This is a genomic window from Streptomyces sp. NK15101, from assembly GCF_020400725.1.
In the GTDB taxonomy this organism is placed as follows: Bacteria; Actinomycetota; Actinomycetes; order Streptomycetales; family Streptomycetaceae; genus Streptomyces.
This window is the reverse complement of the sequence record NZ_JAINVG010000071.1, coordinates 1-21,363: the sequence shown is the minus strand read 5'-3', so window position 1 is coordinate 21,363 and position 21,363 is coordinate 1. Positions and strand designations below refer to the sequence as shown.

Below are 21,363 nucleotides of genomic sequence, written 5' to 3'. Positions count from 1 at the left end.
GTGGCCCCCTTCTTATCGTCGCTCGGATGCCGGACAGGGAAACCTCGGCGGCGGCACGCCAGCTACTGTGGAAACACGCACGGCGACTGGCGTACGGGGAAGCGACCCCGGGGGAGCCGTGCGCGCTCCACCACACGAGGTGCCGCCCGCCTGGGCATCACGGGATCCCGGTCCCGTGCGCACCTCAGCCCGGGACCGTTCCACCGAACGCCCGGAGGACACCACCATGACCACCCCGCAGCAGCACCCCGCGCTGGCCGCCGCCGACCCCGAGCTCGCCGCCCTCGTCGGCGCCGAGGAACGGCTCCAGGCCGAGACCCTGCGCCTCATCCCCAGCGAGAACTACGTCTCCGCCGCCGTGCTCGAAGCCTCCGGCACCGTCCTCCAGAACAAGTACAGCGAGGGCTACCCCGGCCGCCGCTACTACGAGGGCCAGCAGAACATCGACCAGGTCGAGACCCTCGCGATCGAGCGCGCCAAGGCCCTCTTCGGCGTCGACCACGCCAACGTCCAGCCCTACTCCGGCTCCCCGGCCAACCTCGCCGTCTACCTCGCCTTCGCGCAGCCCGGCGACACCGTCATGGGCATGGCCCTGCCCATGGGCGGTCACCTCACCCACGGCTGGGGCGTCTCCGCCACCGGCAGCTGGTTCCGGGGCGTGCAGTACGGCGTGCGCGAGGACGACGGGCTCATCGACTTCGACCAGGTCCGCGACCTCGCCCTCAAGGAGCGCCCGAAGGTCATCTTCTGCGGCGGCACCGCGCTGCCCCGCACCATCGACTTCGCCGCCTTCGGCGAGATCGCCCGCGAGTCCGGCGCCGTCCTCGTCGCCGACGTCGCCCACATCGCCGGCCTGATCGCGGGCGGCGCCCACCCGTCCCCGGTCGGCCACGTCGACGTGGTCTCCACGACCACCCACAAGACCCTCCGCGGCCCGCGCGGCGCCATGCTGATGTCCACCGAGGAGCACGCCAAGGCCCTCGACAAGGCCGTCTTCCCCGGCCTCCAGGGCGGTCCCCACAACCAGACCACCGCCGCCATCGCGGTCGCCCTCCGCGAGGCCTCCCTGCCCTCCTTCCGCGACTACGCCCACGCCGTCGTCGCCAACGCCAAGGCCCTCGCCGAGGCGCTCCTCGCCCGCGGCTTCGACCTGGTCTCCGGCGGCACCGACAACCACCTGATCCTGATCGACCTCACGGCCAGGCAGGTCCCGGGCAAGACCGCCGCGAAGGCCCTCGACCGGGCCGGCATCGTCGTGAACTACAACACCGTCCCGTACGACCCCCGCAAGCCCTTCGACCCCTCCGGCATCCGCATCGGCACCCCCTCCCTCACCTCCCGCGGCCTCACCGCGGACCACATGGCCCGGGTCGCCGAGTGGATCGACCGCGCCGTCGCCGCCGCCGCCACCGGCGACGAGGACGCCCTCGCGAAGATCCGCGCCGAGGTCGCCGACCTGATGGCCGCCCACCCGGCCCCCGGCCTCCCCGTCTGATCCCGCCGCCCCGGGAAGTGTGGTCCTCGTCTCACCGGCTGCCGGTGAGACGGGGACACCGGCGGGCCGGGAACCGCCCGCACACCTGAGAGAATGATGTGCATGGCCTCTGACAGTCCCCGTGTGCTCTCCGGAATCCAGCCCACCGCAGGCTCGTTCCACCTCGGCAACTACCTCGGCGCCGTCCGCCAGTGGGTCGCCCTGCAGGAGACCCACGACGCCTTCTACATGGTCGTCGACCTGCACGCGATCACGGTTCCGCAGGACCCCGCCGAGCTGCGCGCCAACACCCGGCTCGCCGCCGCCCAGCTGCTGGCCGCCGGCCTCGACCCGGAGCGCTGCACGCTCTTCGTCCAGAGCCACGTCCCCGAGCACGCACAGCTCGGCTGGGTCATGAACTGCCTCACCGGCTTCGGCGAGGCCTCCCGCATGACCCAGTTCAAGGACAAGTCCGCCAAGCAGGGCGCCGACCGCGCCACCGTCGGCCTCTTCACGTACCCGATCCTCCAGGTCGCGGACATCCTGCTCTACCAGGCCCACGAGGTCCCGGTCGGCGAGGACCAGCGCCAGCACATCGAGCTGACCCGCGACCTCGCGGAGCGCTTCAACGGCCGCTTCGGCGAGACGTTCACGATCCCCAAGCCGTACATCCTCAAGGAGACGGCGAAGATCTACGACCTCCAGGACCCGACGATCAAGATGAGCAAGTCGGCGTCCACGCCGAAGGGCCTCATCAACCTCCTGGACGACCCGAAGACCACCGCGAAGAAGGTCAAGAGCGCGGTCACCGACACCGACACGGTGATCCGCTTCGACCCGGAGAACAAGGCCGGCGTCTCCAACCTGCTCACCATCATGTCCACGCTCACCGCCACGTCCGTCGCGGATCTGGAGAAGAGCTACGAGGGCAAGATGTACGGCGCGCTGAAGACCGATCTCGCCGAGGTCATGGTGGACTTCGTCACGCCCTTCCGGGCCCGCACCCAGGAATACCTGGACGACCCGGAGACGCTGGACTCGGTCCTGGCCAAGGGAGCGGAGAAGGCCCGCGCGGTCGCCGCGGAGACGCTGGCGCAGACGTACGAGCGGATCGGCTTCCTGCCCGCCAAGCACTGAGACCGAGGACCCTGGCCGAAAGGGCGGTGCAGGCCGCACACTGGCGCTGCACCACCCGTGCACATCTCGACGGACGACGGAGGAGAACGACGTGGGGACCGTAACGCTCGGCGTTTCGATCGCGGTCCCGGAGCCCTACGGCAGCCTGCTCCAGGAGCGGCGCGCCGGCTTCGGGGACCCGGCCGCGTACGGCATCCCCACGCACGTCACCCTGGTCCCGCCGACCGAGGTCCCCGAGGAGCGGCTGCCGGAGATCGAGGCCCACCTCGCGGGCGTCGCCGCCGAGCACCAGCCGTTCCCCGTGCGCCTCAAGGGCACCGGCACCTTCCGCCCGCTCTCCCCGGTCGTCTACGTGAAGGTGGAGGAGGGCGTCTCCCCCTGCCACCTCCTCCAGCACCGGATCCGCGACGAGGCCGGGCCGCTGGTGCGCGAGCTCCAGTTCCCGTACCACCCGCACGTCACCGTGGCGCACGGCATCTCCGAGGAGGGGATGGACCGGGCCTTCGAGGAGCTCGCCGAGTACGAGGCGGCCTGGACCTGCCGCTCCTTCGCGCTGTACGAGCAGGGCCCGGACGGGGTCTGGCGGAAGCTGTACGACTACGAGTTCGGCAGCGGCCGCCCGATCGCGGCCGTCCCCGCCCAGGGCGGCAGCCCGGTCGACACACCGGCACCGTCCCTCTAGGGCCGTACGTCACACCCGCGCCGACCTCAGGGTCGTACGTCACACCGGTGCCGACCCTCCAGGGCCGTACGTCACACCGGCCCCCAGAGTCACACCTCACACCGGCAGACGCCGGAACAGCGGCCTCGGTACGTGCCGTGCCGCCGCCATCACCATCCGCAGCGTCCCCGGCACCCACACCGTCTCCGAGCGCCGCCGCAGCCCCAGCTCGATCGCGCCCGCGACCGCCTCCGGGGTCGTCGCGAGCGGCGCCTCCGCGAGCCCGGCCGTCGCCTTCGAGCGCACGAAGCCGGGCCGTACGACCATGACGTGCACGCCCGTGCCGTGCAGCGCGTCCCCGAGGCCCTGCGCGAAGGCGTCGAGCCCCGCCTTCGACGAGCCGTAGATGAAGTCGGCGCGGCGCGCCCGCTCGCCCGCCACCGACGAGAGCACCACCAGCGAACCGTGCCCCTGCGCCTGGAGCGCGCCCGCGCACACCAGACCGGCAGAGACGGCGCCCGTGTAGTTGGTCTGCGCGACCCGGACGGCGGCGGCCGGATCCGACTCGTCGCGCGCCTGGTCGCCGAAGACCCCGAAGGCGAGCAGCACCATGTCGACGTCGCCCTCGGCGAAGACCTTCCCGAGCCGCTCCTCGTGCGACCCGGTGTCGAGCGCGTCGAAGGGCACGGTGCGCACGTCCGCCCCGAGCGCCCGCAGCGAGTCGGCGGCGGCCGTGAGCGCGGGGGTGGGGCGGCCGGCCAGCCGGACCGTGCGGGTGCGGCGCGCGATCAGCCGGCGGGCGGTGGCGAGCCCGATCTCGGAGGTGCCGCCGAGGACGAGCAGCGACTGCGGGGCACCGAAGGCGTCCTTCACGTGAACTCCTGGAGGTTCTGGAGGCCTAGAGGCCGAGACGGCGGGAGAGGTCCGAGGTGAGGACGGACCGCGGGTCGAGCGCCGCGCGCAGCGCCCGGAACTCGTCGAGCCGGGGGTACATCGCGGCCAGGGCCTCCGGCCGGACCCGGGAGTCCTCGGCGAGGTCGACCCGCCCGCCGGCACCCGCGACCTCCTCGTCGAGCGCGTCGAGGAAGCGGCCGAGCCCGGGCAGGCCGGCGGGGAGGCCGAGGGCGAGGGCCCAGCCGGGGAGGGGGAAGGAGAGCGGGCCGGGGCCGCCCGCGCCGAACCGCTTCAGGACGGCGGGGAAGGAGGGGCAGCCCCGGTCCGCGATGCGCCGCACGATCCGCCGGAGGGTGTCCTCCTGCCCGTACGGGACGACGAACCGGTACCGGACGAAGCCCTCGGGTCCGTGGATCCGGTTCCGGTGCGGGATGCCGTCGAGGGGGTGGAAGAAGGCCGGCAGCGACCGGAGACGGCCGGTGGCGGTGCGGGGAGCCCTGCGGTACCAGAGTTCGTTGAAGAGCCCGAGGGACGTGCGGCCGAGCAGCCCGCCGGGGACGTACGGCGGCGGAGCGGGCAGCCGCCCCGGCCGGAAGTCCAGCGGCACGCGGCGGGCCCGGTGGCGGCGGGGCAGCGCGTCGTACGGGACGTGGTCGCCGCGGGTCAGGACGGCGCGGCCGGTGGCGGCGCCCCGGGCGAGCGGGTCGATCCGGGCGACGGAGTAGCGGTACCGGCCGTCGTCCTCGGCGAACCGGGCCATCAGCTCGTCGAGGTCGGGGACACGCTCGGTGTCCACGCGCATCAGGGAGGTCTCGACGGGCAGCAGTCGCAGGGTGGCGGAGAGGATCACGCCGGTCAGTCCCAGACCGCCGGTGGTGGCGTCGAAGAGCGGGGTCCCGGGCAGCACGGTGCGGATCTCCCCGTCGGCGGTGAGGAGTTCGAGCGCGGTCACGTGCCGGCAGAAGGAACCCGAGAGGGGGTGGTTCCTGCCGTGGACGTCGGCGCCGATCGCGCCGCCGACGGTCACGTACCGGGTGCCGGGGGTGACCGGGACGAACCAGCCGAACGGCAGCAGCGCCTCCATCAGCCGGTGCAGGGTGACGCCCGCCTCGCAGACGACGAGCCCGGCGGCGGTGTCGACGGCCAGGATCCGGTCGAAGCCGGTCATGTCGAGGACGGTGCCGCCGGCGTTCTGCGCGGCGTCGCCGCACGCGCGGCCGAGGCCGCGGGCGACGGCGCCCCGGCGGCCGCAGGCGAGGAGGGCCTCCACGGCCTCCGCGTACCCGCGGGGCCGGTGCACGCGCGCGAGGGTGGGGGCGGTGCGGCCCCAGCCGCTGATCGCTTCGCAGTCCTCGTCGGGGACGCGGGTCTCGACAGCCATGGAGCTGACCGTATAGCCGGATATGGCGCTTATGCCGGTATTGCGGGGCGGCTCGTCGGAACGGATGCCCGAAGGAACGCAAGGAACGCGAGGAACGCGAGGAACACCGGGAAGGAACCCCCACGGTCCGGCACCGGCCGCGCCGTACGGGATGTCGGTCGCGGGTCTCCGCGCCCCGGCGGGGGATTCTCGTACCCGAGTGACCCGAATGACCGACGGCGCGAGGAGCAGACGTACGACATGGACTGGCTGACCGGACTCCCCGTCATCGGCCCGTGGATCGCCCGCCTCATGCGGACCCACGCGTGGCGCGCGTACGAGACACTCGACGAGACGCACTGGACCCGGCTCGCCGCCGCGATCACCTTCGTCTCCTTCGTCGCCCTCTTCCCGCTGATCACGGTCGCCGCCGCCATCGGCGCCGCGCTCCTCACCGACGACCAACTCCACACCATCGAGGGGAAGATCGGCGACCAGGTGCCCGGCATCTCCGACCAGCTCGACATCGCCGGGCTCGTCGCCAACGCCGGCACCGTCGGACTCGTCGCCGGCGCCGTCCTCCTCGTCACCGGCATCAGCTGGATCGGCTCCATGCGGGAGTGCCTGCGCGCGGTCTGGGGGCTCGACGACGTCGAGGGCAACCCGATCCTGCGCAAGGGCAAGGACGCGCTGATCCTCCTCGGCCTCGGCGGCGTCGCGCTCGCCTCGCTCGCCGCCTCCTGGCTCGGCTCCACCGCCGTCGGCTGGAGCGCCGACCGGCTCGGCATCTCCGGCGAGGGGGCGGGCGGCTACCTGCTCCAGACGGCGGCCGTCCTCGTCGCAGTCGTCGCCGACTTCCTGATCCTGCTGTACGTGCTGACGCTGCTGCCGGGCGTCGAACCGCACCGCCGCGACCTCGTGGTGGCCGCGCTGATGGGCGCGGTCGGCTTCGAGCTCCTGAAGCTGCTGCTCGGCGGCTACATGAAGGGGATCGCGGCGAAGTCGATGTACGGGGCGTTCGGCGTCCCGGTCGCCCTGCTCCTCTGGATCAACTTCACCGCGAAACTGCTGCTGTTCTGCGCGGCCTGGACGGCTACGGAGTCGCCTCGGGAGAACCCTTCGGAGAGCCCTTCACGGCCGGGGTCCCGTCCGGAGCCGGGTCCGGGGCCGGGGTCCCGTCCGGAGCCGGGTCCGGGGCCGGGGTCCCGTCCGGAGCCGGGTCCGGGGCCGGGGTCCCGTCCGGAGCCGGGTCCGGGGACTGCGAGGGGCGCCGACGGGCCGCCGCCCCGGTCAGCGGCCAGCGGCGGTTGATCAGGAAGGCGGCCCCGGCCAGGAGGACGAGGACGCCACCCGCCACGGCCAGCGCGATCCCCATTCCGCCGGTCTTCCCGACGGGAGCGGCCGCGTGGACCGGCCTCTGCTGGGCGTCCTTCCCGGGCGCCGGAGCCGTGCCGTCGTCCGGCGAGGTGGGCTCCGTGCGCTCCGAGAGCGGCGGCACCAGTTCGCCCACCGGCGTCACCTTCCCGGCGGCGGCGAAGCCCCAGTCGAGCAGCCGGGCGGCCTCCCGGTAGACCGCGTGCTGCTCCTCGGAGGAGGGGTTCATGACGGTGACGAGCAGGACCTTGCCGTTGCGCTCGGCGACGCCGGTGAAGGTGGCGCCCGCGTGCGTGGTGTTGCCGTTCTTGACCCCGGCGATGCCCTGGTACGGGGCGACGCCGATGTCTCCGGTGAGGAGCCGGTTGGTGTTCTGGATCTCGAAGGTCTCGCGCTTCTTGCCCGGCTTGGCCTCGCCGGGGAAGACGGCGCGGGCCGTGGCGGCGTACCGGCGGAAGTCCTCGTTCTGCATCCCGTGGCGGGCGATGAGCGTCAGGTCGTACGCGGAGGAGACCTGGCCCGGGGCGTCGTAACCGTCCGGGGAGACCACGTGGGTGTCGAGGGCCTGGAGCTCGACCGCCTGGTCGTTCATGTCCTTCACGGTCCGCTGGAGACCGCCGTTCATGCTGGTCAGCACGTGCACGGCGTCGTTGCCGGAGCGGAGGAAGACGCCGAGCCACAGGTCGCGGACGCTGTAGGTCTGCTTCTCCTTGATGCCGACCAGGCTGGAGCCGTCCCCTATGCCGGCCAGGTCCGCCGTGGTGACCAGGTGGTTCTGCGTCTTGTTGGGGAACTTCGGCAGCAGGGTGTCCGCGAAGAGCATCTTGAGCGTGGAGGCCGGGGCGAGCCGCCAGTGCGCGTTGTGCGCGGCGAGGATCTCCCCCTTCTCGGCATCCGCGACGATCCAGGAACGGCCGGACAGCTCCTTCGGCAGCACCGGAGCGCCGGGACCGAGCCGCACCTGCGTCCCCGGCCTGCTGAGCAGGGCACCGCCGACCTTGGACATCACGGCGGGAGGCTTGGGCTGCTTGTCCTTCCCGTCCTTTCCGTCCGCGTGCGCCGCGGGCGCGGCGGTGACGAGCGGCAGGAGCACAGCAGCGGCGACCGCCCAAGCGGTCTTCTTCGAAGCAGACACGGTCGAGAACGTACAGGTACGCACAGCCGATCCGAACCCCGGCAGGCGGTTCACCCGCGCTCGTCCACCCGGAAGCGGGGGCCGGAAGACCGATGGTGATACTGGGGGCACGAGGCTCAGCCGCCGCGTCTCCTGGTTCCTGCTCGCGTTCGGGGTGTGGAGCTGGTCCATCTGGATCCTTTCTATATGTAGCTAACCGGTAGAGCTTCAACGCCAGGAAAGAGCAGGTGAGAGACCTTGACCCCCTTCGTTTCGCCCGTGGGAGCCGAGCAACTGGACACCGTGCGGGTGGCTGTCTACGCCCGGCAGTCCAAGGCGCGCCCCGACTCCTCCGAGGCGTCGCCGGAAGCCCAGGTGGCAGCCGGTGAGGCGCTGGCGGCGAGCCGGGGGTGGGAGGTGATTCACACGTTCAAAGACGTCGGTCGGTCCGGTTGGGATCCAAACGCCGTCCGCCCGGGATTCGAAGACCTCATGTCGGCTGTCCGCGCGGGCGAGGTCGATGTGGTGGTGGTCAACGAACTGTCCCGGCTGACCCGCAAGGGCGCACACGACGCACTGGAGATCGACAGGGAGTTCAAGAAGTACGGGGTGCGTTTCGTCTCCGTCCTCGAACCGTTCCTCGACACCTCGAACCCGATCGGCGTCGCGGTCTTCGCGCTGATCGCCGCACTGGCGAAGCAGGACAGCGACATCAAGGCGGAGCGCCTGCGCGGAGCCAAGGACGAGATCAGGGCGGTCGGTGGCCGGCACTCCAGCTCGCCGCCGTACGGCATGCGGGCGGTGCGCGAGAAGATCGGCAACCTTGTCGTCTCCGTCCTGGAGCCCGACGAGGACAACCCGGACCACGTCGCGATCGTCGAGCGCATGGTGGAGATGTCGTTCGCCGGAATCTCCGACAACAAGATCGCGACGACGCTGGAGTCGGAGGACGTACCGGCGCCCGGCGAGGCCGAGCGGCGTGCCACCGAGAAGCGGATGGAGTCCATCAAGAAGCGCCGCGTGTCAAAGGAGGACAGCCCGATCCGCTGGCGAGCCCAGACAGTCCGCTGGATCCTCTCCCACCCGGCCATCGGAGGCTTCGCCGGCGAGCGCGTGAAGCGTGGCAAGGCGTACGTGAACGTGATCGCCCGGGATGAGGGCGGGGCACCCCTGACGCCCCACCGTGGCGTCGTCCCGGGGGCCAAGTGGTTGGAACTCCAGGAGCAGCGCAGCAAGCGCAACAAGACCAACAGGCAACCGGGCGGAGAGGCCACACCCACGCTCCTGAGCGGCTGGCGCTTCACCACCTGTGGAATCTGCACGGGGTCCATGGGGCAGAGCAAGAACAACGGCGGGCAGGACTACTACATGTGCGCCAACCCCAAGGGCCACGGCGGCTTGAGCATCAAGCGCGAAGACGCCGACGACTACGTGGCCGGGCGCGTCTGGGCACGTCTTGCCGCTGTGGACGTCGACGACGACGAGGACGGGGAATGGTTGGCGGAGGCGGCACTCCGATTCGCGCTCCAGCGCGACCTGTCCGGAGTCCAGGAGGAGCGGCGCGAGATGGCGGCACACCTTGAGCACGTCCGGAACTCCATCGCCGAACTCCAGGCCGACCGCAAGGCGGGGCTCTACCGGGGGCGGGACGAACTGGCCATGTGGCGCGCGACGATGACGCAGTACCGGACTTTCGAGGACCAGTGCACGGCCAGGTTGGAAGAACTGGACGAGCAGACCACGGCAGCGATCCGGGTTCCCTCGGACTGGTTCGAACCGGGAGAGGACCCCTTGGGCGCCGGTTCCCCTTGGGCAGCGTGGGACGTGTTCAAGCGACGCGAGTTCCTGGACCTCTTCCTCTCAGGCGTCTCCATCGGCCCCGGCCGGGACCCGGAGTCCCGTAAGTACATCGCGATCGAGGAACGCGTGACGCTCCACTGGCGGCACCTTGAGACGGATGAGGACCACGAAGACGACGAAGAGACGCTAGCCGCTCTCTGACACTCACCGAAGCCCCGGTGGTCCCTCACGGACCGCCGGGGCTTTGCTGTGCCCGCAGCGGGGCCGACCAGCGGGCGGAGCCATACGGGAAGGTCTGCACGCTGGTCGTACAGCGTGACCAGTTCCGGGCTGACTGCCCGCGCCGCACGCGCCTGCCTTGGCGCCGGCCAGAGTGCGTGGACGTCTTCCCCCAGCGCTTCGGCAGCCTTGAGTGCCGTCACTCGCCTCGGCGTGCGTCCTAGGTTCGCCCATCGCTCGACACTCTTCGGATCAACGTCCGCTGCGTCAGCAAGGGTTGCGTATGTCCATCCGCCGATTCCATGACGGCTCGTAACCGCTCGTTCGGCATGCTCGCTGCCCTTCCTGCGCTCCGTGCTTTAGGGACGTTCTACCCCACGCGGGACGTCCCGAAGTGGGAAACGTACGTAGTTCTCCCGTCCCCGCGAGCGGCGTGACGATCAGCGCCAGGCGACCTGAGGGGACGACGCAGGGTGACCGGTAAGACGCTGAATCAGGGCACAGACGCGAGTCAGTGGGAGTACGCGACATACGCGCCGAAGGGCGAGACGTGCCCCGCGTGTATGCAGCCGATCGCGTCGCTTGAGCGCGGCTACCGAGGGACGCTCGAAAGGCGGTCCGGTTCCCCGGTCGTCGTGTACCGGCCCATCGGGAAGTGCCCCTGATGGCTACCGAGGCGGACGTAGGCAGCCTGGCAGAGGACGGCTCGGGCAGGGTCGGCATTCTGTGCGACGTGATCCAGGACTACGAAGATCCGGCCGAGCTGCCCGGCGAGCGTAGGAAGCGCCCTACAGCCTTTCTGCGACCTGAGGGCGGGGGCCGTGAGTGGCTGGTCCCGCCGGACACCGTTCGGCCGGTCTGAGAATCCCGCCCCTCCGCGCGGACACCGACGTGCGCGGCGGGGGCGGGTGCACGACGGCGCGGGGACCGCTTCCCCGACACGTCCTCCGAGAGGAGTGCCCATGTCCGCCAAGCTGCCCGAGTTCCAGTTCGTCAGGACGGCCGCCTGCCGTGACGCGCGGGTGAACAACTGTCCCGAGGTGGCGACCAACGTCCCCGGCGTGGTCGCGTTGCGTGACAGCGAGGGGCCGGACACCATCGTCACGATGACGGCCGCCGACTGGGTTGCGCTCACCGACGCCGTAAAGGCCGGCGAGTACGACGTGATCGCCTGAGAGCAGGTCCCGTGCCGAAGTGCCCTCGCTGTGACGCCGAGTGCCCCACGGACCCCGAGTGCGGGTTGCCGTGGTGAGCTCGCTGCGGTGCGCTTCCCTCGTAGCGCGCGGGTGGGACTTCTACTTGCCCGCGTTCGCTCGGACGCCCCTCAGTCCGATCACGCCAACGGCCGTCCCTAGGATGAACGACGTGACAGCGAGGGCGAGGTGGACCCAGAAGTACGCCGTCGGGTTCCCCGCGTCGTCGAACGCGAGGCCGCTCCCGTCCTTCCAGAGGTTCTTCGCGAAGGTCACCCAGATCACCCAAGACCAGACGCCGAACGCGAGCAGGAACCAGGAGACGCGGCGGCTGAGCTTCATGGGGTGTCCTTCGGGGTGGGGTGGCCGTGCCCTGCCAGTATCGAACGGGGCTGCGGCGATCTTGCGGCAGGGTCTCTGTACGCTAGTGGTTAGTTGGTCGTGGATCACTTTCGTCAAGAACCTTTGGAACGACGGGAGCGGCCTCGCCTTCGACGACGCGGGCGACCCGACGGCCTACTTCCGGGTTCATCTGCTGCTTGCCGTCACGTCCTTTGTCCTGGGGACGACGATCGGTGTGATGGGGTTGCGTGGGGTGCGCGCCGCGCGCCGCGCGGGCGCCTAGAAGAGGGGTTCCGGGGGCGTGGTCGTCTTTCTGCTGGTTCTGGTCGTGGTGCTCGCGCTGCTCGGAGCGGTCCACTGGTACGTGTGGCGGCGGCTCGTGCGGGACGTCACGGCGGCCGGGAGTCCCGCGCGCCGGCTCGGCACGGCCGTCGCCGTGGCCCTGCCGCTGCTCTCGCTCGCGGCCCTGGTCTCCTCGCGGGCGGGCGCGCCCTTCTGGCTCCAGCAGACGGTGGCCTGGCCGGGCTTCCTCTGGCTCGCCGTGCTCCTGTACCTGGTCCTGGCCCTGGTCGTCGGCGAGGCCGTCCGGCCGGTCCTGCGGGCCTGGGCGGAGCGCCGTGCCGCCGCCCCGCCGGAGCCCGTGCCCGCGGCCGTGACCGTGCCCGCGGCCGAGCCGCCGGTGGCCGGGTCCGCTGCCGTGACCGAGTCGCGGGAGGCAGGCCTCTCCCGGCGGCTGTTCGTCTCCCGGGTCGTCGGGGGCTCCGCGGCCGCCGTCGCCGTCGGGACCGTGGGGTACGGGACGTACGGTGTGCTGCGCGGGCCCCGGGTCAAGCGGGTCACCGTGCCGCTGGCCAAGATCCCGCGCGCCGCGCACGGTTACCGGATCGCCGTCGTGTCCGACATCCACCTCGGGCCGATCCTGGGCCGCGCCCACACCCAGCGCATCGTGGACGCGATCAACGCCGCCCAGCCCGACCTGATCGCGGTCGTCGGCGACCTCGTCGACGGGACCGTCGAGAACCTCGGGCCGGCCGCCGAGCCGCTCGCCCGGCTCCGGGCCCGGCACGGCTCCTTCTTCGTGACCGGCAACCACGAGTACTTCTCGGGCGCCGACGCCTGGGTCGACCACGTCCGCGAGCTCGGCCTGCGTCCGCTGCGCAACGCGCGCGTGGAGATCCCGGCCGGCTTCGACCTCGCCGGCGTCGACGACGTCGCGGGGGAGAACGAGGGCCGGGGCCCCGACTTCGCACGGGCCCTCGGCGACCGCGACCGGGCCCGCGCCGCGGTGCTCCTCGCGCACCAGCCGATCGTCGTCCACGACGCCGTGCGCCACGGCGTGGACCTCCAGCTCTCCGGTCACACCCACGGCGGCCAGCTGTGGCCCGGCAACCACCTCGCCGAGCTGGCCAACCCGACCGTCGCCGGTCTCGAGCGGTACGGGGACACACAGCTGTACGTCTCGCGGGGCGCGGGCGCCTGGGGGCCTCCGGTACGGGTGGGGGCGCCCTCCGACATCACGATCGTCGAGCTCGCCTCGAAGCAGGCCTGATCGGCTGCGGTCACTCCCCGCGCCGAGGTCGATACGTGCTGCTCATCGGCTTAAATTCTCATATCCCGGACATATACCTGTCATGTGAAAGTTTCCTCTTCCCCATGTGAAAGCCGTGTGATGGGATGCAGCCATCGCGGCGTTTTTGGGGGCCGTCGCATCTGGGGTGGTATCAAAAAAAGGAAGCACGGCAATGCGGTCGACGGTCCGTCTGCGGATCCTCATCACTTGTGGAGTACTGGTGGCCGCCGGAGTGGGGGGCTGGCAACTCCTGCCCTCCGACGGCGTCCGGACCGATCCGATCACCGTCGGCACGACCGACGAGGTCACTTCGCTCGATCCGGCGGGCGCCTACGACGCCGGCTCCTGGGCCATGTACAGCAACGTCTTCCAGTCGCTGCTGACGTTCAAGCCGGGCCTCAGCCAGCCGGTCCCGGACGCCGCCGAGAGCTGCAAGTTCGTGGGCACCAGGCTCACCACGTACCAGTGCACGCTCCGCGACGACCTCACCTTCGCCGGCGGGCGCAAGGTCACCGCCGAGGACGTCAAGTACTCCTTCGAGCGGATGCTGCGCATCAAGACCGACGTCGGTCCGCAGCCGCTCTTCCCCACCCTGAAGAACGTCTCGGCCGAGGGCCGCACCGTCACCTTCCACCTGAGCGGCCGTGACGCCACGTTCCCGCTGAAGGTGGCCACGGGCGCCGGCTCGATCGTGGACAAGGACCACTATCCGGCCGACAGGCTGCGGACGGACCTCGCGGTCGACGGCTCGGGGCCGTACGTCCTCAAGGAGTACAAGGAGGGCGAGTCCGCCCGCCTGGAGCCCAACCCGAGGTACCGGGGCGCCGTCACCAAGGCCGGTCACACGGTCCTGGTGAAGTACTTCGGCCAGTCCGAGGACCTCGCCAAGGCCTGGAAGGCGAAGGACGTCCAGGTGACGCACCGGCAGCTCCCGCCGGACTTCCTCGCGAACCTGGACACCAAGGACGGGACCCGGGTCACCGAGGCGGAGAGCGCCGAGATCCGCAACCTCAACTTCAACGTCCGGCCCGGCTCGCCCATGGCGGACAAGGCCGCACGGCAGGCCGTCGCCGCCGTGCTCGACCGCCCGGCGATCACCGAGGGCGCCTACAAGGGCACGGTCGAGCCGCTCTACTCCCTCATCCCGCAGGGCTTCGTCGGCCACAGCACCGCCTTCTTCGACGTCTACCCGGAGCCGAGCAGGAAGAAGGCCGAGAAGCTCCTGAAGGACGCCGGGATCAAGACGCCGGTGAAGTTCACCTTCGGCTACCGCAAGGACGCCACGTACGGTGCCGAGGCCGCCGAGATCAAGCGGCAGCTGGACGAGACCGGCCTCTTCGAGGTGAAGGTCGTGGAGGCCGACTGGAAGAGCTTCCAGAAGGGGTACGCGAAGGGCAGCTACGACGCCTACCCCGTCGGCTGGCTCCCGGACTTCCCCGACTCCGACAGCTTCACCGCACCGCTCGTCGGCACCGAGAACACCCTGCACAACGGCTTCTCCAGCAAGCGGATCGACAGTCTGATCGCCTCGACGCAGCAGTTCAGCGACCGGGGCCGGGCGACGAACGACTTCAAGGAGATCCAGAGCGAGGTCGCCGTCGACGTGCCGCTCGTCCCGCTGTGGCAGAAGAAGGACTACGTCCTCTCCACCGAGGCGGTCACCGGCTCCCAGTACCTGTCGGACGGCACGGGCATCTGGCGCCTGTGGGAGCTCAGCTGGATTTAGGGATCCTGGATCCAGGCTGCTGGATCCAGGATTCTGGATTCAAGCTCCTGGCTGCTGGATCCAAGCTTCTGGATTCTGAATCCAAGTGCTTGGATCCAGAATCCAGAATCCAGATATCTAGGCCTTCTCCTGCGGCTTCGGGCTCGTCCGCTTCTCGGGCTTGCCCGAGGCCGCCATCCCGGCCGCCGTCGGCATGAAGTCGGAGAGCAGCTCGTGCGTCTCCTTGACCAGCGGGCGCAGGATCCTGAAGCGGGAGAGCGAGATCGCGCGGGCGGTGACCGGCGCGAGGCGCTCCACCAGGCGCCGGCTGTTCGCCGCGCCCTCCGAGCGGTCGTACACCCAGAAGAGCACCAGGCCCATCTGCTGGAGCCACAGCAACTGCGGGAGTGCTTCCTTCAGTTCCGGATCGACCTTGACCGAGGCGCCGGAGATGACCCGCCGGTGCACCTCGATCGCGGCTTCGCGGGGGCCCTCCGACTCGGGGGAGAAGGGGCTGAGCGGGCTGTCCGGGTCGGCGGCGTTCTTGAAGAACTGGGCCGCGAACTCGTGGTACGGCTCAGCGATGTCGAGCCAGCCGAGGTAGACCCCGCGGATCCGGGCGGTCAGGTCCTTCTCGGGGCCGGTCAGGATGGGCTCGACGGCCGCCTGGTGCTCCTCGGCGATCCGGTCGTAGAAGCCCTGGACGAGGTGCTCCTTGGAGGAGAAGTAGTAGTAAGCGTTGCCGACGGAGACCCCGGCCTCCTGGGCGATGGCCCGCATCGTCGTCTTGTCGTAACCGCGCTCCTTGAACAGCCGGAGCGCGGTTTCGAGGATGAGCGTGCGGGTCTGCTCGCTCTTGGGGGCCTTCTTCTGGTCGGCCTGCTTCTCTTCCTTCACGTCCTTCACGGGGCCGAGCCTAACCGGGCGGACCGGGCACCTCGCAGTGCCCGTCCTCGCAGGACCCGCCGTCCGGTCCCGGCCCCTTGAGGGCCTCGCGCCATTTCGCGGCGGCGAGGACGGTCGCCCGGGCGAAGGGCTGTCCGGCGGGGGTGGCCAGCCAGTGGGCCTTGGGCCGGTGTTCGGCCAGGGCCCAGAGACAGACGATCCAGGCGGAGGCCTCGCGGTAGACCTGGCCCCGGTCCCCGATCACGGTGATCTCCCGCAGGGTGGCGGCGTGGTCGAGGGCCGGGAAGAGGCGTCGTGCCTGCTGGGACCCGGCCGGTACGAAGTCGAGCGGGACGAGCTGCCGCTGGCGCAGCAGCCAGTGCCTGAGGTGCACGCAGAGCGGGCAGCCGGCGTCGTACAGCACGGTCAGGCGTCCCACGGGGGTGGTGGGTCTCGCCGGGGCCGACATCGCGGTCAGGCCTGCGGCGCGGGCGGGGCCCAGGGGCCGGCCTTGGGGGCGCTGGTCCAGCCCTGCGGGCCGACCGGCGGCACCTGCTCGCGCTCCATGACTCCGCGGCGGCGGATCTTGTTGAGCACGTAGACGTTTCCGAGGTGCATCACGCCGAGGACGAGCAGGACCACTCCGAGCTTGACGGAGAGGGCCTCGAAGAGGGTCCTGGCGTCGGCGACGGCGTCGTCCTGGCTCAGGTAGAGGGCGACGAAGCCGAAGTTGACGAGGTAGAAGCCGACCACCAGGAGGTGGTTCACGGCGTCCGCGAGCTTCTCGTTCCCGTGCAGGACGTCGGAGAGGAAGATCCTTCCGTTGTGGCTGAGCGTGCGGGCGACCCAGACGGTGAGGGCCACGCTGATCAGCAGGTAGACGATGTACGCGACGACAGTGAGGTCCATGCCCCACCCTCCCTTGAACGCGTTCAAAAGCTGGTAGTCATGACTGTAGACCTCCTCTTGAACGTGTTCAAGTCGCTTGTGCGAAGAGCTGGCCCCGGTGTGCCCGGACGCTTAGGGTTGGGCGGGTGACGCTCCCTCATGACCTGGCCGGCACCGGCCCCTCGACCGTCGTCCTGCTGCACTCCGGGGTCTGCGACCGCCGGATGTGGGACGGGCAGTTCCACGCGCTGGCCGGGGCGGGACACCGTGTCGTCCGCTGCGACCTCCGCGGTTTCGGCGACAGCCCCATGGAGGCCCCGCACACCCACGCCGAGGACGTGCGCGAACTCCTCGACCACCTCGGCGTCGAGCGGGCCGCCGTCGTCGGCTCCTCCTTCGGCGGTCGTGTCGCCCTCGAACTCGCCGCCCTTCACCCCGGACGCGTCCGGGCCCTCGCCCTGCTGGGCTCCGCGATGCCCGGCATGGCGCCGAGCGAGGAGCTGCGCGCCTGGGGAGCCCGCGAGGACGCGCTCATCGAGGCGGGCGACCTCGACGCCGCCGTCGAGCTCAACGTCGACACCTGGCTCGGCCCCGAGGCCACGGAGGCCGCCCGCGCCGTCGTACGGGACGGGCAGCGGCGCGCCTTCGACCTCCAGCTGGCCGCCCCCGAGGAGCACCACCCCGTCGCGCCCGAGGTCACCCGCGAGGACCTCGCCCGCATCCGGGTCCCCGCCCTCGTGGCCGTCGGCACCCACGACCTGCCCGACTTCCGGGCGGTCGCCGACGAGCTCGGAAGCCTGCTGCCCGGCGCGCGCCGGGTCGACGTCGACCGGGCCGGCCATCTCCCCGCCCTCGACCTCCCGGAGGAGACCGCCCGGCTGCTCCTCTCCTTCCTGGCCGAGGTCTCCGCGCTCAGCCCCGGCGTATCTGCGAGGTGATCGTCGGGTCGGTGATCCGGTCGTCGGCGGCCAGCAGCAGCGCCTTCGACAGGATCACCGAAAGCAGCCCGCCGTCCTCCTCGAACGGCAGGAACACCTTCCCCCGGTCCCGCACGCGGTCCTCCACCACGCAGAGATAGGTGTCGTCCGGCTCCATCAGCACGTTCCCCGAGCCCAGATGGATCCGGTACGTGCGCAGCTCGCCCCGGACCCGCAGGAAACGGTCGGTCAGCTCCACCCGGTCCGCGATCCGCGTCCGGGGCAGCAGCCGGGCCAGGGTCTCGCGCCGGATCAGCGCCGACTCCGTCAGCTCGCCGAACGACCAGCTCTCCCAGTACCCGTCGTAGGCCCGCTCCTCCCCCCGGTCCCGCCACCGCGGGTCCGCCCCGATCGACGCCACCCCCACGAACAGGTCGACGTCCCGCAGCGCCTCGGACAGCACGAGCGCCGGTACGTCGGCCAGCGCGGTCGCCTCCCACGCGCCCCGCGCCCCCGCCCTGCGCTCGAAGCGCACCTGGTCCGTGGAGCAGAGCCGGGCCACCCCGTCCCCGCTCGCCCCCTCGTCGACCAGCTCCACGAAGAACCGGGCCCGCCAGCGCGTCCCCGCGCCGGCCGGCAGCTCGCCCGGGGCGGGCAGCTCCTTGACCAGCTCCGAGGACCAGCCGTCCGAGAAGTACCCCAGGTGGTTCCCCGTCCAGCCGCGCTCGGCCGTCAGCGCCCGCATCTGCCCGTACCGCAGGACGTGCCCCGCGAAGCGGTTGGAGTACGAGCCGGTCACGAGCTCCGCCGGAGTCAGCGGGTACACCTCGCGGAAGACCTGCTTGAACGGCTGGCGCTCCTCCCGCTCCGCCAGCGCGGCCCGCCACTCGGCGACCTCCTCGCCGCCGGCCCGCAGCGGATGCCACAGCCGCAGCCGGGCGCCGGGACCGACCGGGCGCGCCGTCCCGTCGTGCCCGGCGAGGGCCCAGCCGCCGCCGGCGCGCTCGGGCAGACCGGCCGTCCAGTCGCCGCCCTCGGCGACCTCCCAGAGCAGCGCACGGGCCAGGGCCCCGGTCACCGGATGGTCGGCGTAGTAGCGCTGCCAGTCCTCCGCCGGCCAGACCGTCCCCGCCGCGAGGTGCTCCTCGAGCCGGGACCGCTCGGCCGCCACCAGGCCCTTGAGCTCCTTCAGCCCCGCCCTGACCCCCTTCAACTCCTCCGCGTGCGCCTCCCGGACCTCCTTCGGCGCGGTCTTCAGGGGCCTCCCCTCCGGGCCCCTGAAGGACAGCGCGACCGTGCCCGGTTCCCGTACCGAGAGCTCCGCCGTGTACGCCCCGAGCGTCGCCTCCCGGACCCCGCGCCCGTCCAGACCGAGCGTCGCCACCCCGCGCTCGCGGAGCATCGACGGCGTGAGTCCGGCGCGGGCCGCGACCGCCTCCAGGGCCTTCGCGATGCCCTTGTTCACCGTCCGGTTCTTCACCTTCTTCGGCAGCCGCCCGAGCCACTGCACGGCCTCCTCGCCGCGCGTCCCCTCGCACGCCCCGAGCACGGCGACGGCCGCCGTGGCCAGCGGCTGGCTGCGGCAGTAGCCGCCGGAGCCGCCCGTGCCGGTCCCGGCGTGCAGAGCCACGGCCCCCGCCACCGGCACCACCCAGTCGCCGTCCGTCGCGAGCGAGGCCCACAGCAGCCCCCGCACGAGGGAGGTGTTGGCGTCGCTCGCGAGGGTGGACATGGCCCAGTTCCACGGGTTCAGGCTGCTCACCCGGTGCTCGGGCTGTGCGGCCATCCCCTCCAGGAGGACCCGCACCAGCTCCGGGCCGTTCTCGGTCGCGGCCAGCAGGGCCGCCGCCCGCTTGCGCCAGACCCCCGTGGCGCGAGGCTTGTCGAGGAGGGCGCAGTGCCCGAGGAACGCCGCCGCGCCCTTCCCTGTGAGCAGCCCGTCGTGGGCGGCGCGCATCGCCGGGCCGTACTCGTCGAAGTCGTCGAGCAGATGCCTGGGCAGTCGTCCGTCGACGACCGGCGCCTCGCGGGTCAGCAGCGCGTCGATCCGGCGCCGGATCTCTCCGTACCGCTCGGTGTCCAGGTGCCGGTAGGAGTCGGCCAGCTGACGGAGCGTCCGCAGCCGGGTCCGGTCGTACTCCTCCACCTGCTCGGCCGCCGAGACGGCGATCGGCACCAGCACGAGGAACGCCTCCCGCAGCTCCTGCGGGGAGAATTCCGCATCGCGGCCGAGGAGTCGCGCGAGCAGCAGGTCGGACTCGGAGATCGACCAGCCCGGCTTCCGGCCGGCCAGGAACGCGAGGCCGCGCTCCGCCGTCGCCCGGTCCCTCCGGCGCTCCCCCCGGCGCTGGAGGGCGAACGCCGCCGCGCGCTGTCCTGCTGCGTCGAGGGAGCCGAGGAACTCCTCCAGCGACCCCGTAAGGCCGGCCTGCTCGCGGTCGACGGCCTCGTCCAGCCTGCTCTCCAGGCCCGTGATCCCCACCATGCCTCGACGGTAGAGGAACCCACTGACAGCCCTACCCGAACCGCCTCACCCCCGGCACCAGCGCCGTCCCCGCGCAGCACCCGCCCACCAGCACCGCCGCGACGAGCAGCGGCATCCGGGGGCCCCAGGCCGAGGCGGCGAGCGGGGCGAGGGCGTAGCCCAGGGGCATGGCGGCGAGCGAGAGCAGCCAGTCGTACGAGGTGACCCGGGCGAGCGCGTGGGCGGGCACCGCGCGCTGGACCGCGGTCTGCCAGACGGGGGAGAGGAAGCCGAGCCCCGCCTGCGCGAGCCCGTACGCCGCGATCGTCACCGGCGCGGGCGCGGCGAGGGCGAGCAGCACCAGGGGCAGGGCGTACGTGGCGAGGCCGAGGTTCGCGGTCAGGACCGGGCGCCGGGGGCTGACCCGGTCGGCGAGCAGCGTGCCGAGGAGGAAGCCGACGGCGCCGACCTGGAGGAGCACGACCCAGGTGGTGCCGCCGCCGAGCCGGTCCACGGCGATGGCGGGACCGAGGGTCATCAGGACGGCGGCCGCGCCGTTCCAGGCGCTGTGGCCGACGAGGCTGGTCCAGTACCAGTCCCGGGAGCGGACCTCCTGCCAGCCCTCGGCGAGGTCGGCGCGGAGCGAGCGGCGGGGGACCGGGACCCGCTTCACCCGTACGGCGGTCAGGAGCAGGGCGCTGACGGCGAAGGTGGCGGCGTCCAGGACGAACGCCCAGCCGGGGCCGACGGTCAGGACCAGGGTGCCGGCGAGCGCGGGTCCCGCCAGGCGGGTGGCGCTCTGGGCGACGCCCATCGCCGCGTTGGCCCGGTGCAGGGCCTCCTCCGGCACCGTGCCCTTCACGAGCGGCGAGCCGGTCGGCATGGCGAAGGCTCCGGCGGCGCCGCCGAGGGCCTCGGCGACCGCGAGGACGGCGAGGCTGGGGGTGCCGCCGAGCAGCTGGACGCCGACGAGGAGCTGGGTGGCGCAGCGTACGAGGTCCGTGGTGAGCGCGACCGTGCGGGCGTCGAAGCGGTCGCCGGCGACGCCTCCCAGCGGGAGCAGGAGGAGTTTGGGGACCATCGCGCAGCCGAGGACCAGGGCGAGCGCCGAGGTGGAGCCGGTGGCCTCCAGGACGGCGAGGGCGAGGGCGGCGGGGATGGCGGCGTCGCCGAGGAGGGAGAGGGTGCGGCCGGTGAAGAGGAGGCGGAAGGGGCGGGGGGGGAGGGGGGGGGGGGGGGGGGGGGGGGGGGGGGGGGGGGAGGGGGGGGGGGGGGGGGGGGGGGGGGGGGGGGGGGGGGGGGGGGGGGGGGGGGGGGGGGGGGGGGGGGGGGGGGGGGGGGGGGGGGGGGGGGGGGGGGGGGGGGG

The 21,363-nt window shown here is 72.0% G+C and carries 17 protein-coding genes, 3 pseudogenes and 1 riboswitch; of the genes and pseudogenes, 10 read left to right on the top strand and 10 right to left on the bottom strand.

Going from position 1 to position 21,363, the window contains the following annotated elements:
- Positions 1–72 precede the first annotated feature (72 nt).
- A riboswitch (ZMP/ZTP riboswitch) is annotated at positions 73–163 on the top strand.
- 63 nt (positions 164–226) lie between these two features.
- From glyA to K7G60_RS29130, 3 genes are all read left to right on the top strand, one after another.
- Entirely contained in the window at positions 227–1,495 is a 1,269-nt protein-coding gene (gene glyA / locus K7G60_RS29140) for a serine hydroxymethyltransferase (protein WP_225803948.1), read from the top strand.
- A 102-nt stretch (positions 1,496–1,597) separates the two neighbouring features.
- The gene (trpS, locus tag K7G60_RS29135; RefSeq protein WP_225803947.1) at positions 1,598–2,611 is read left to right on the top strand and encodes a tryptophan--tRNA ligase; all 1,014 of its coding nucleotides are present in this window, start codon (positions 1,598–1,600) and stop codon (positions 2,609–2,611) included.
- Between the two features lie 91 nt (positions 2,612–2,702).
- Complete coding sequence (locus K7G60_RS29130) at positions 2,703–3,293, top strand: 2'-5' RNA ligase family protein (RefSeq protein WP_225803946.1); 591 nt, start codon at positions 2,703–2,705, stop codon at positions 3,291–3,293.
- Positions 3,294–3,389: 96 nt separating this feature from the next.
- Here the strand turns inward: K7G60_RS29130 and K7G60_RS29125 are convergent, their stop codons facing one another.
- Both K7G60_RS29125 and K7G60_RS29120 read right to left on the bottom strand, forming a co-directional pair.
- Positions 3,390–4,145, bottom strand: a complete 756-nt coding sequence (locus tag K7G60_RS29125; protein ID WP_225803945.1) for a decaprenylphospho-beta-D-erythro-pentofuranosid-2-ulose 2-reductase — start codon at positions 4,143–4,145, stop codon at positions 3,390–3,392.
- A 25-nt stretch (positions 4,146–4,170) separates the two neighbouring features.
- A complete protein-coding gene (locus K7G60_RS29120) occupies positions 4,171–5,547 on the bottom strand; it encodes an FAD-binding oxidoreductase (protein WP_225803944.1) in 1,377 nt (458 codons plus the stop codon).
- Positions 5,548–5,787: 240 nt separating this feature from the next.
- Here K7G60_RS29120 and K7G60_RS29115 point away from each other — a divergent pair, with 240 nt between their 5' ends.
- A complete protein-coding gene (locus K7G60_RS29115; protein ID WP_225803943.1) occupies positions 5,788–6,837 on the top strand; it encodes a YhjD/YihY/BrkB family envelope integrity protein in 1,050 nt (349 codons plus the stop codon).
- A gap of 343 nt (positions 6,838–7,180) precedes the next feature.
- On the opposite strand, the pseudogene K7G60_RS39505 reads toward K7G60_RS29115, so the two are convergent.
- Positions 7,181–7,906, bottom strand: a pseudogene (locus K7G60_RS39505) (D-alanyl-D-alanine carboxypeptidase family protein); the annotation flags it as partial.
- A gap of 387 nt (positions 7,907–8,293) precedes the next feature.
- Here K7G60_RS39505 and K7G60_RS29105 point away from each other — a divergent pair.
- Positions 8,294–10,015: a recombinase family protein gene (locus K7G60_RS29105; RefSeq protein WP_225803942.1), complete on the top strand. Its 1,722-nt coding sequence runs from the start codon at positions 8,294–8,296 to the stop codon at positions 10,013–10,015.
- Positions 10,016–10,098: 83 nt separating this feature from the next.
- On the opposite strand, the pseudogene K7G60_RS29100 reads toward K7G60_RS29105, so the two are convergent.
- Positions 10,099–10,364 (bottom strand): annotated as a pseudogene (locus K7G60_RS29100) (XRE family transcriptional regulator); the annotation flags it as partial.
- A gap of 631 nt (positions 10,365–10,995) precedes the next feature.
- On the opposite strand from K7G60_RS29100, the gene K7G60_RS29095 reads away from it, so the two are divergent.
- A complete protein-coding gene (locus K7G60_RS29095) occupies positions 10,996–11,208 on the top strand; it encodes a DUF397 domain-containing protein (protein WP_225803941.1) in 213 nt (70 codons plus the stop codon).
- Positions 11,209–11,328: 120 nt separating this feature from the next.
- Here the strand turns inward: K7G60_RS29095 and K7G60_RS29090 are convergent, their stop codons facing one another.
- On the bottom strand, positions 11,329–11,568 hold the full coding sequence (locus tag K7G60_RS29090; protein WP_030687556.1) for an SCO4848 family membrane protein: 240 nt from the start codon (positions 11,566–11,568) through the stop codon (positions 11,329–11,331).
- Between the two features lie 58 nt (positions 11,569–11,626).
- Between K7G60_RS29090 and K7G60_RS29085 the strand changes: the two genes are divergently transcribed.
- From K7G60_RS29085 to K7G60_RS29075, 3 genes are all read left to right on the top strand, one after another.
- Positions 11,627–11,851 (top strand): SCO4848 family membrane protein, encoded by a 225-nt coding sequence (locus K7G60_RS29085; protein WP_225803967.1) that lies wholly within the window; start codon positions 11,627–11,629, stop codon positions 11,849–11,851.
- Between the two features lie 18 nt (positions 11,852–11,869).
- The gene (locus K7G60_RS29080) at positions 11,870–13,117 is read left to right on the top strand and encodes a metallophosphoesterase (protein ID WP_225803940.1); all 1,248 of its coding nucleotides are present in this window, start codon (positions 11,870–11,872) and stop codon (positions 13,115–13,117) included.
- A 193-nt stretch (positions 13,118–13,310) separates the two neighbouring features.
- Entirely contained in the window at positions 13,311–14,864 is a 1,554-nt protein-coding gene (locus K7G60_RS29075; protein WP_225803939.1) for an ABC transporter substrate-binding protein, read from the top strand.
- Positions 14,865–14,981: 117 nt separating this feature from the next.
- Here the strand turns inward: K7G60_RS29075 and K7G60_RS29070 are convergent, their stop codons facing one another.
- Genes K7G60_RS29070 through K7G60_RS29060 form a run of 3 tightly spaced genes read right to left on the bottom strand, consistent with a single transcriptional unit; the run spans position 14,982 to position 16,637 of the window.
- Positions 14,982–15,749, bottom strand: coding sequence for a TetR/AcrR family transcriptional regulator (locus tag K7G60_RS29070; RefSeq protein WP_225803938.1), 768 nt, complete (start codon positions 15,747–15,749; stop codon positions 14,982–14,984).
- Positions 15,750–15,759: 10 nt separating this feature from the next.
- Positions 15,760–16,197, bottom strand: coding sequence for a thiol-disulfide oxidoreductase DCC family protein (locus tag K7G60_RS29065; RefSeq protein ID WP_225803937.1), 438 nt, complete (start codon positions 16,195–16,197; stop codon positions 15,760–15,762).
- Between the two features lie 5 nt (positions 16,198–16,202).
- Positions 16,203–16,637 carry a hypothetical protein gene (locus K7G60_RS29060; protein ID WP_225803936.1) on the bottom strand — a complete coding sequence of 145 codons (435 nt, stop codon included), beginning with the start codon at positions 16,635–16,637 and terminating at the stop codon, positions 16,203–16,205.
- Between the two features lie 125 nt (positions 16,638–16,762).
- On the opposite strand from K7G60_RS29060, the gene K7G60_RS29055 reads away from it, so the two are divergent.
- Positions 16,763–17,554, top strand: a complete 792-nt coding sequence (locus K7G60_RS29055; RefSeq protein WP_225803935.1) for an alpha/beta fold hydrolase — start codon at positions 16,763–16,765, stop codon at positions 17,552–17,554.
- Here K7G60_RS29055 and K7G60_RS29050 read toward each other — a convergent pair.
- Both K7G60_RS29050 and K7G60_RS29045 read right to left on the bottom strand, forming a co-directional pair.
- On the bottom strand, positions 17,529–20,018 hold the full coding sequence (locus tag K7G60_RS29050; RefSeq protein ID WP_225803934.1) for a DUF4132 domain-containing protein: 2,490 nt from the start codon (positions 20,016–20,018) through the stop codon (positions 17,529–17,531). The genes K7G60_RS29055 and K7G60_RS29050 overlap by 26 nt on opposite strands.
- A gap of 31 nt (positions 20,019–20,049) precedes the next feature.
- A pseudogene (locus K7G60_RS29045) lies at positions 20,050–21,234 on the bottom strand (MFS transporter); the annotation flags it as partial.
- Positions 21,235–21,363: the final 129 nt, after the last annotated feature.

What these genes read in the sequence shown, in the direction of transcription:
- trpS (WP_225803947.1), top strand. Translation starts at nt 1,598, where the DNA reads ATGGCCTCTGACAGTCCCCGTGTGCTCTCCGGAATCCAGCCCACCGCA.
- K7G60_RS29115 (WP_225803943.1), top strand. Translation starts at nt 5,788, where the DNA reads ATGGACTGGCTGACCGGACTCCCCGTCATCGGCCCGTGGATCGCCCGC.
- K7G60_RS29060 (WP_225803936.1), bottom strand. Translation starts at nt 16,637, where the DNA reads ATGGACCTCACTGTCGTCGCGTACATCGTCTACCTGCTGATCAGCGTG.
- glyA (WP_225803948.1), top strand. Translation starts at nt 227, where the DNA reads ATGACCACCCCGCAGCAGCACCCCGCGCTGGCCGCCGCCGACCCCGAG.
- K7G60_RS29050 (WP_225803934.1), bottom strand. Translation starts at nt 20,018, where the DNA reads ATGGTGGGGATCACGGGCCTGGAGAGCAGGCTGGACGAGGCCGTCGAC.
- K7G60_RS29075 (WP_225803939.1), top strand. Translation starts at nt 13,311, where the DNA reads ATGCGGTCGACGGTCCGTCTGCGGATCCTCATCACTTGTGGAGTACTG.
- K7G60_RS29095 (WP_225803941.1), top strand. Translation starts at nt 10,996, where the DNA reads ATGTCCGCCAAGCTGCCCGAGTTCCAGTTCGTCAGGACGGCCGCCTGC.
- K7G60_RS29090 (WP_030687556.1), bottom strand. Translation starts at nt 11,568, where the DNA reads ATGAAGCTCAGCCGCCGCGTCTCCTGGTTCCTGCTCGCGTTCGGCGTC.
- K7G60_RS29120 (WP_225803944.1), bottom strand. Translation starts at nt 5,547, where the DNA reads ATGGCTGTCGAGACCCGCGTCCCCGACGAGGACTGCGAAGCGATCAGC.
- K7G60_RS29065 (WP_225803937.1), bottom strand. Translation starts at nt 16,197, where the DNA reads ATGTCGGCCCCGGCGAGACCCACCACCCCCGTGGGACGCCTGACCGTG.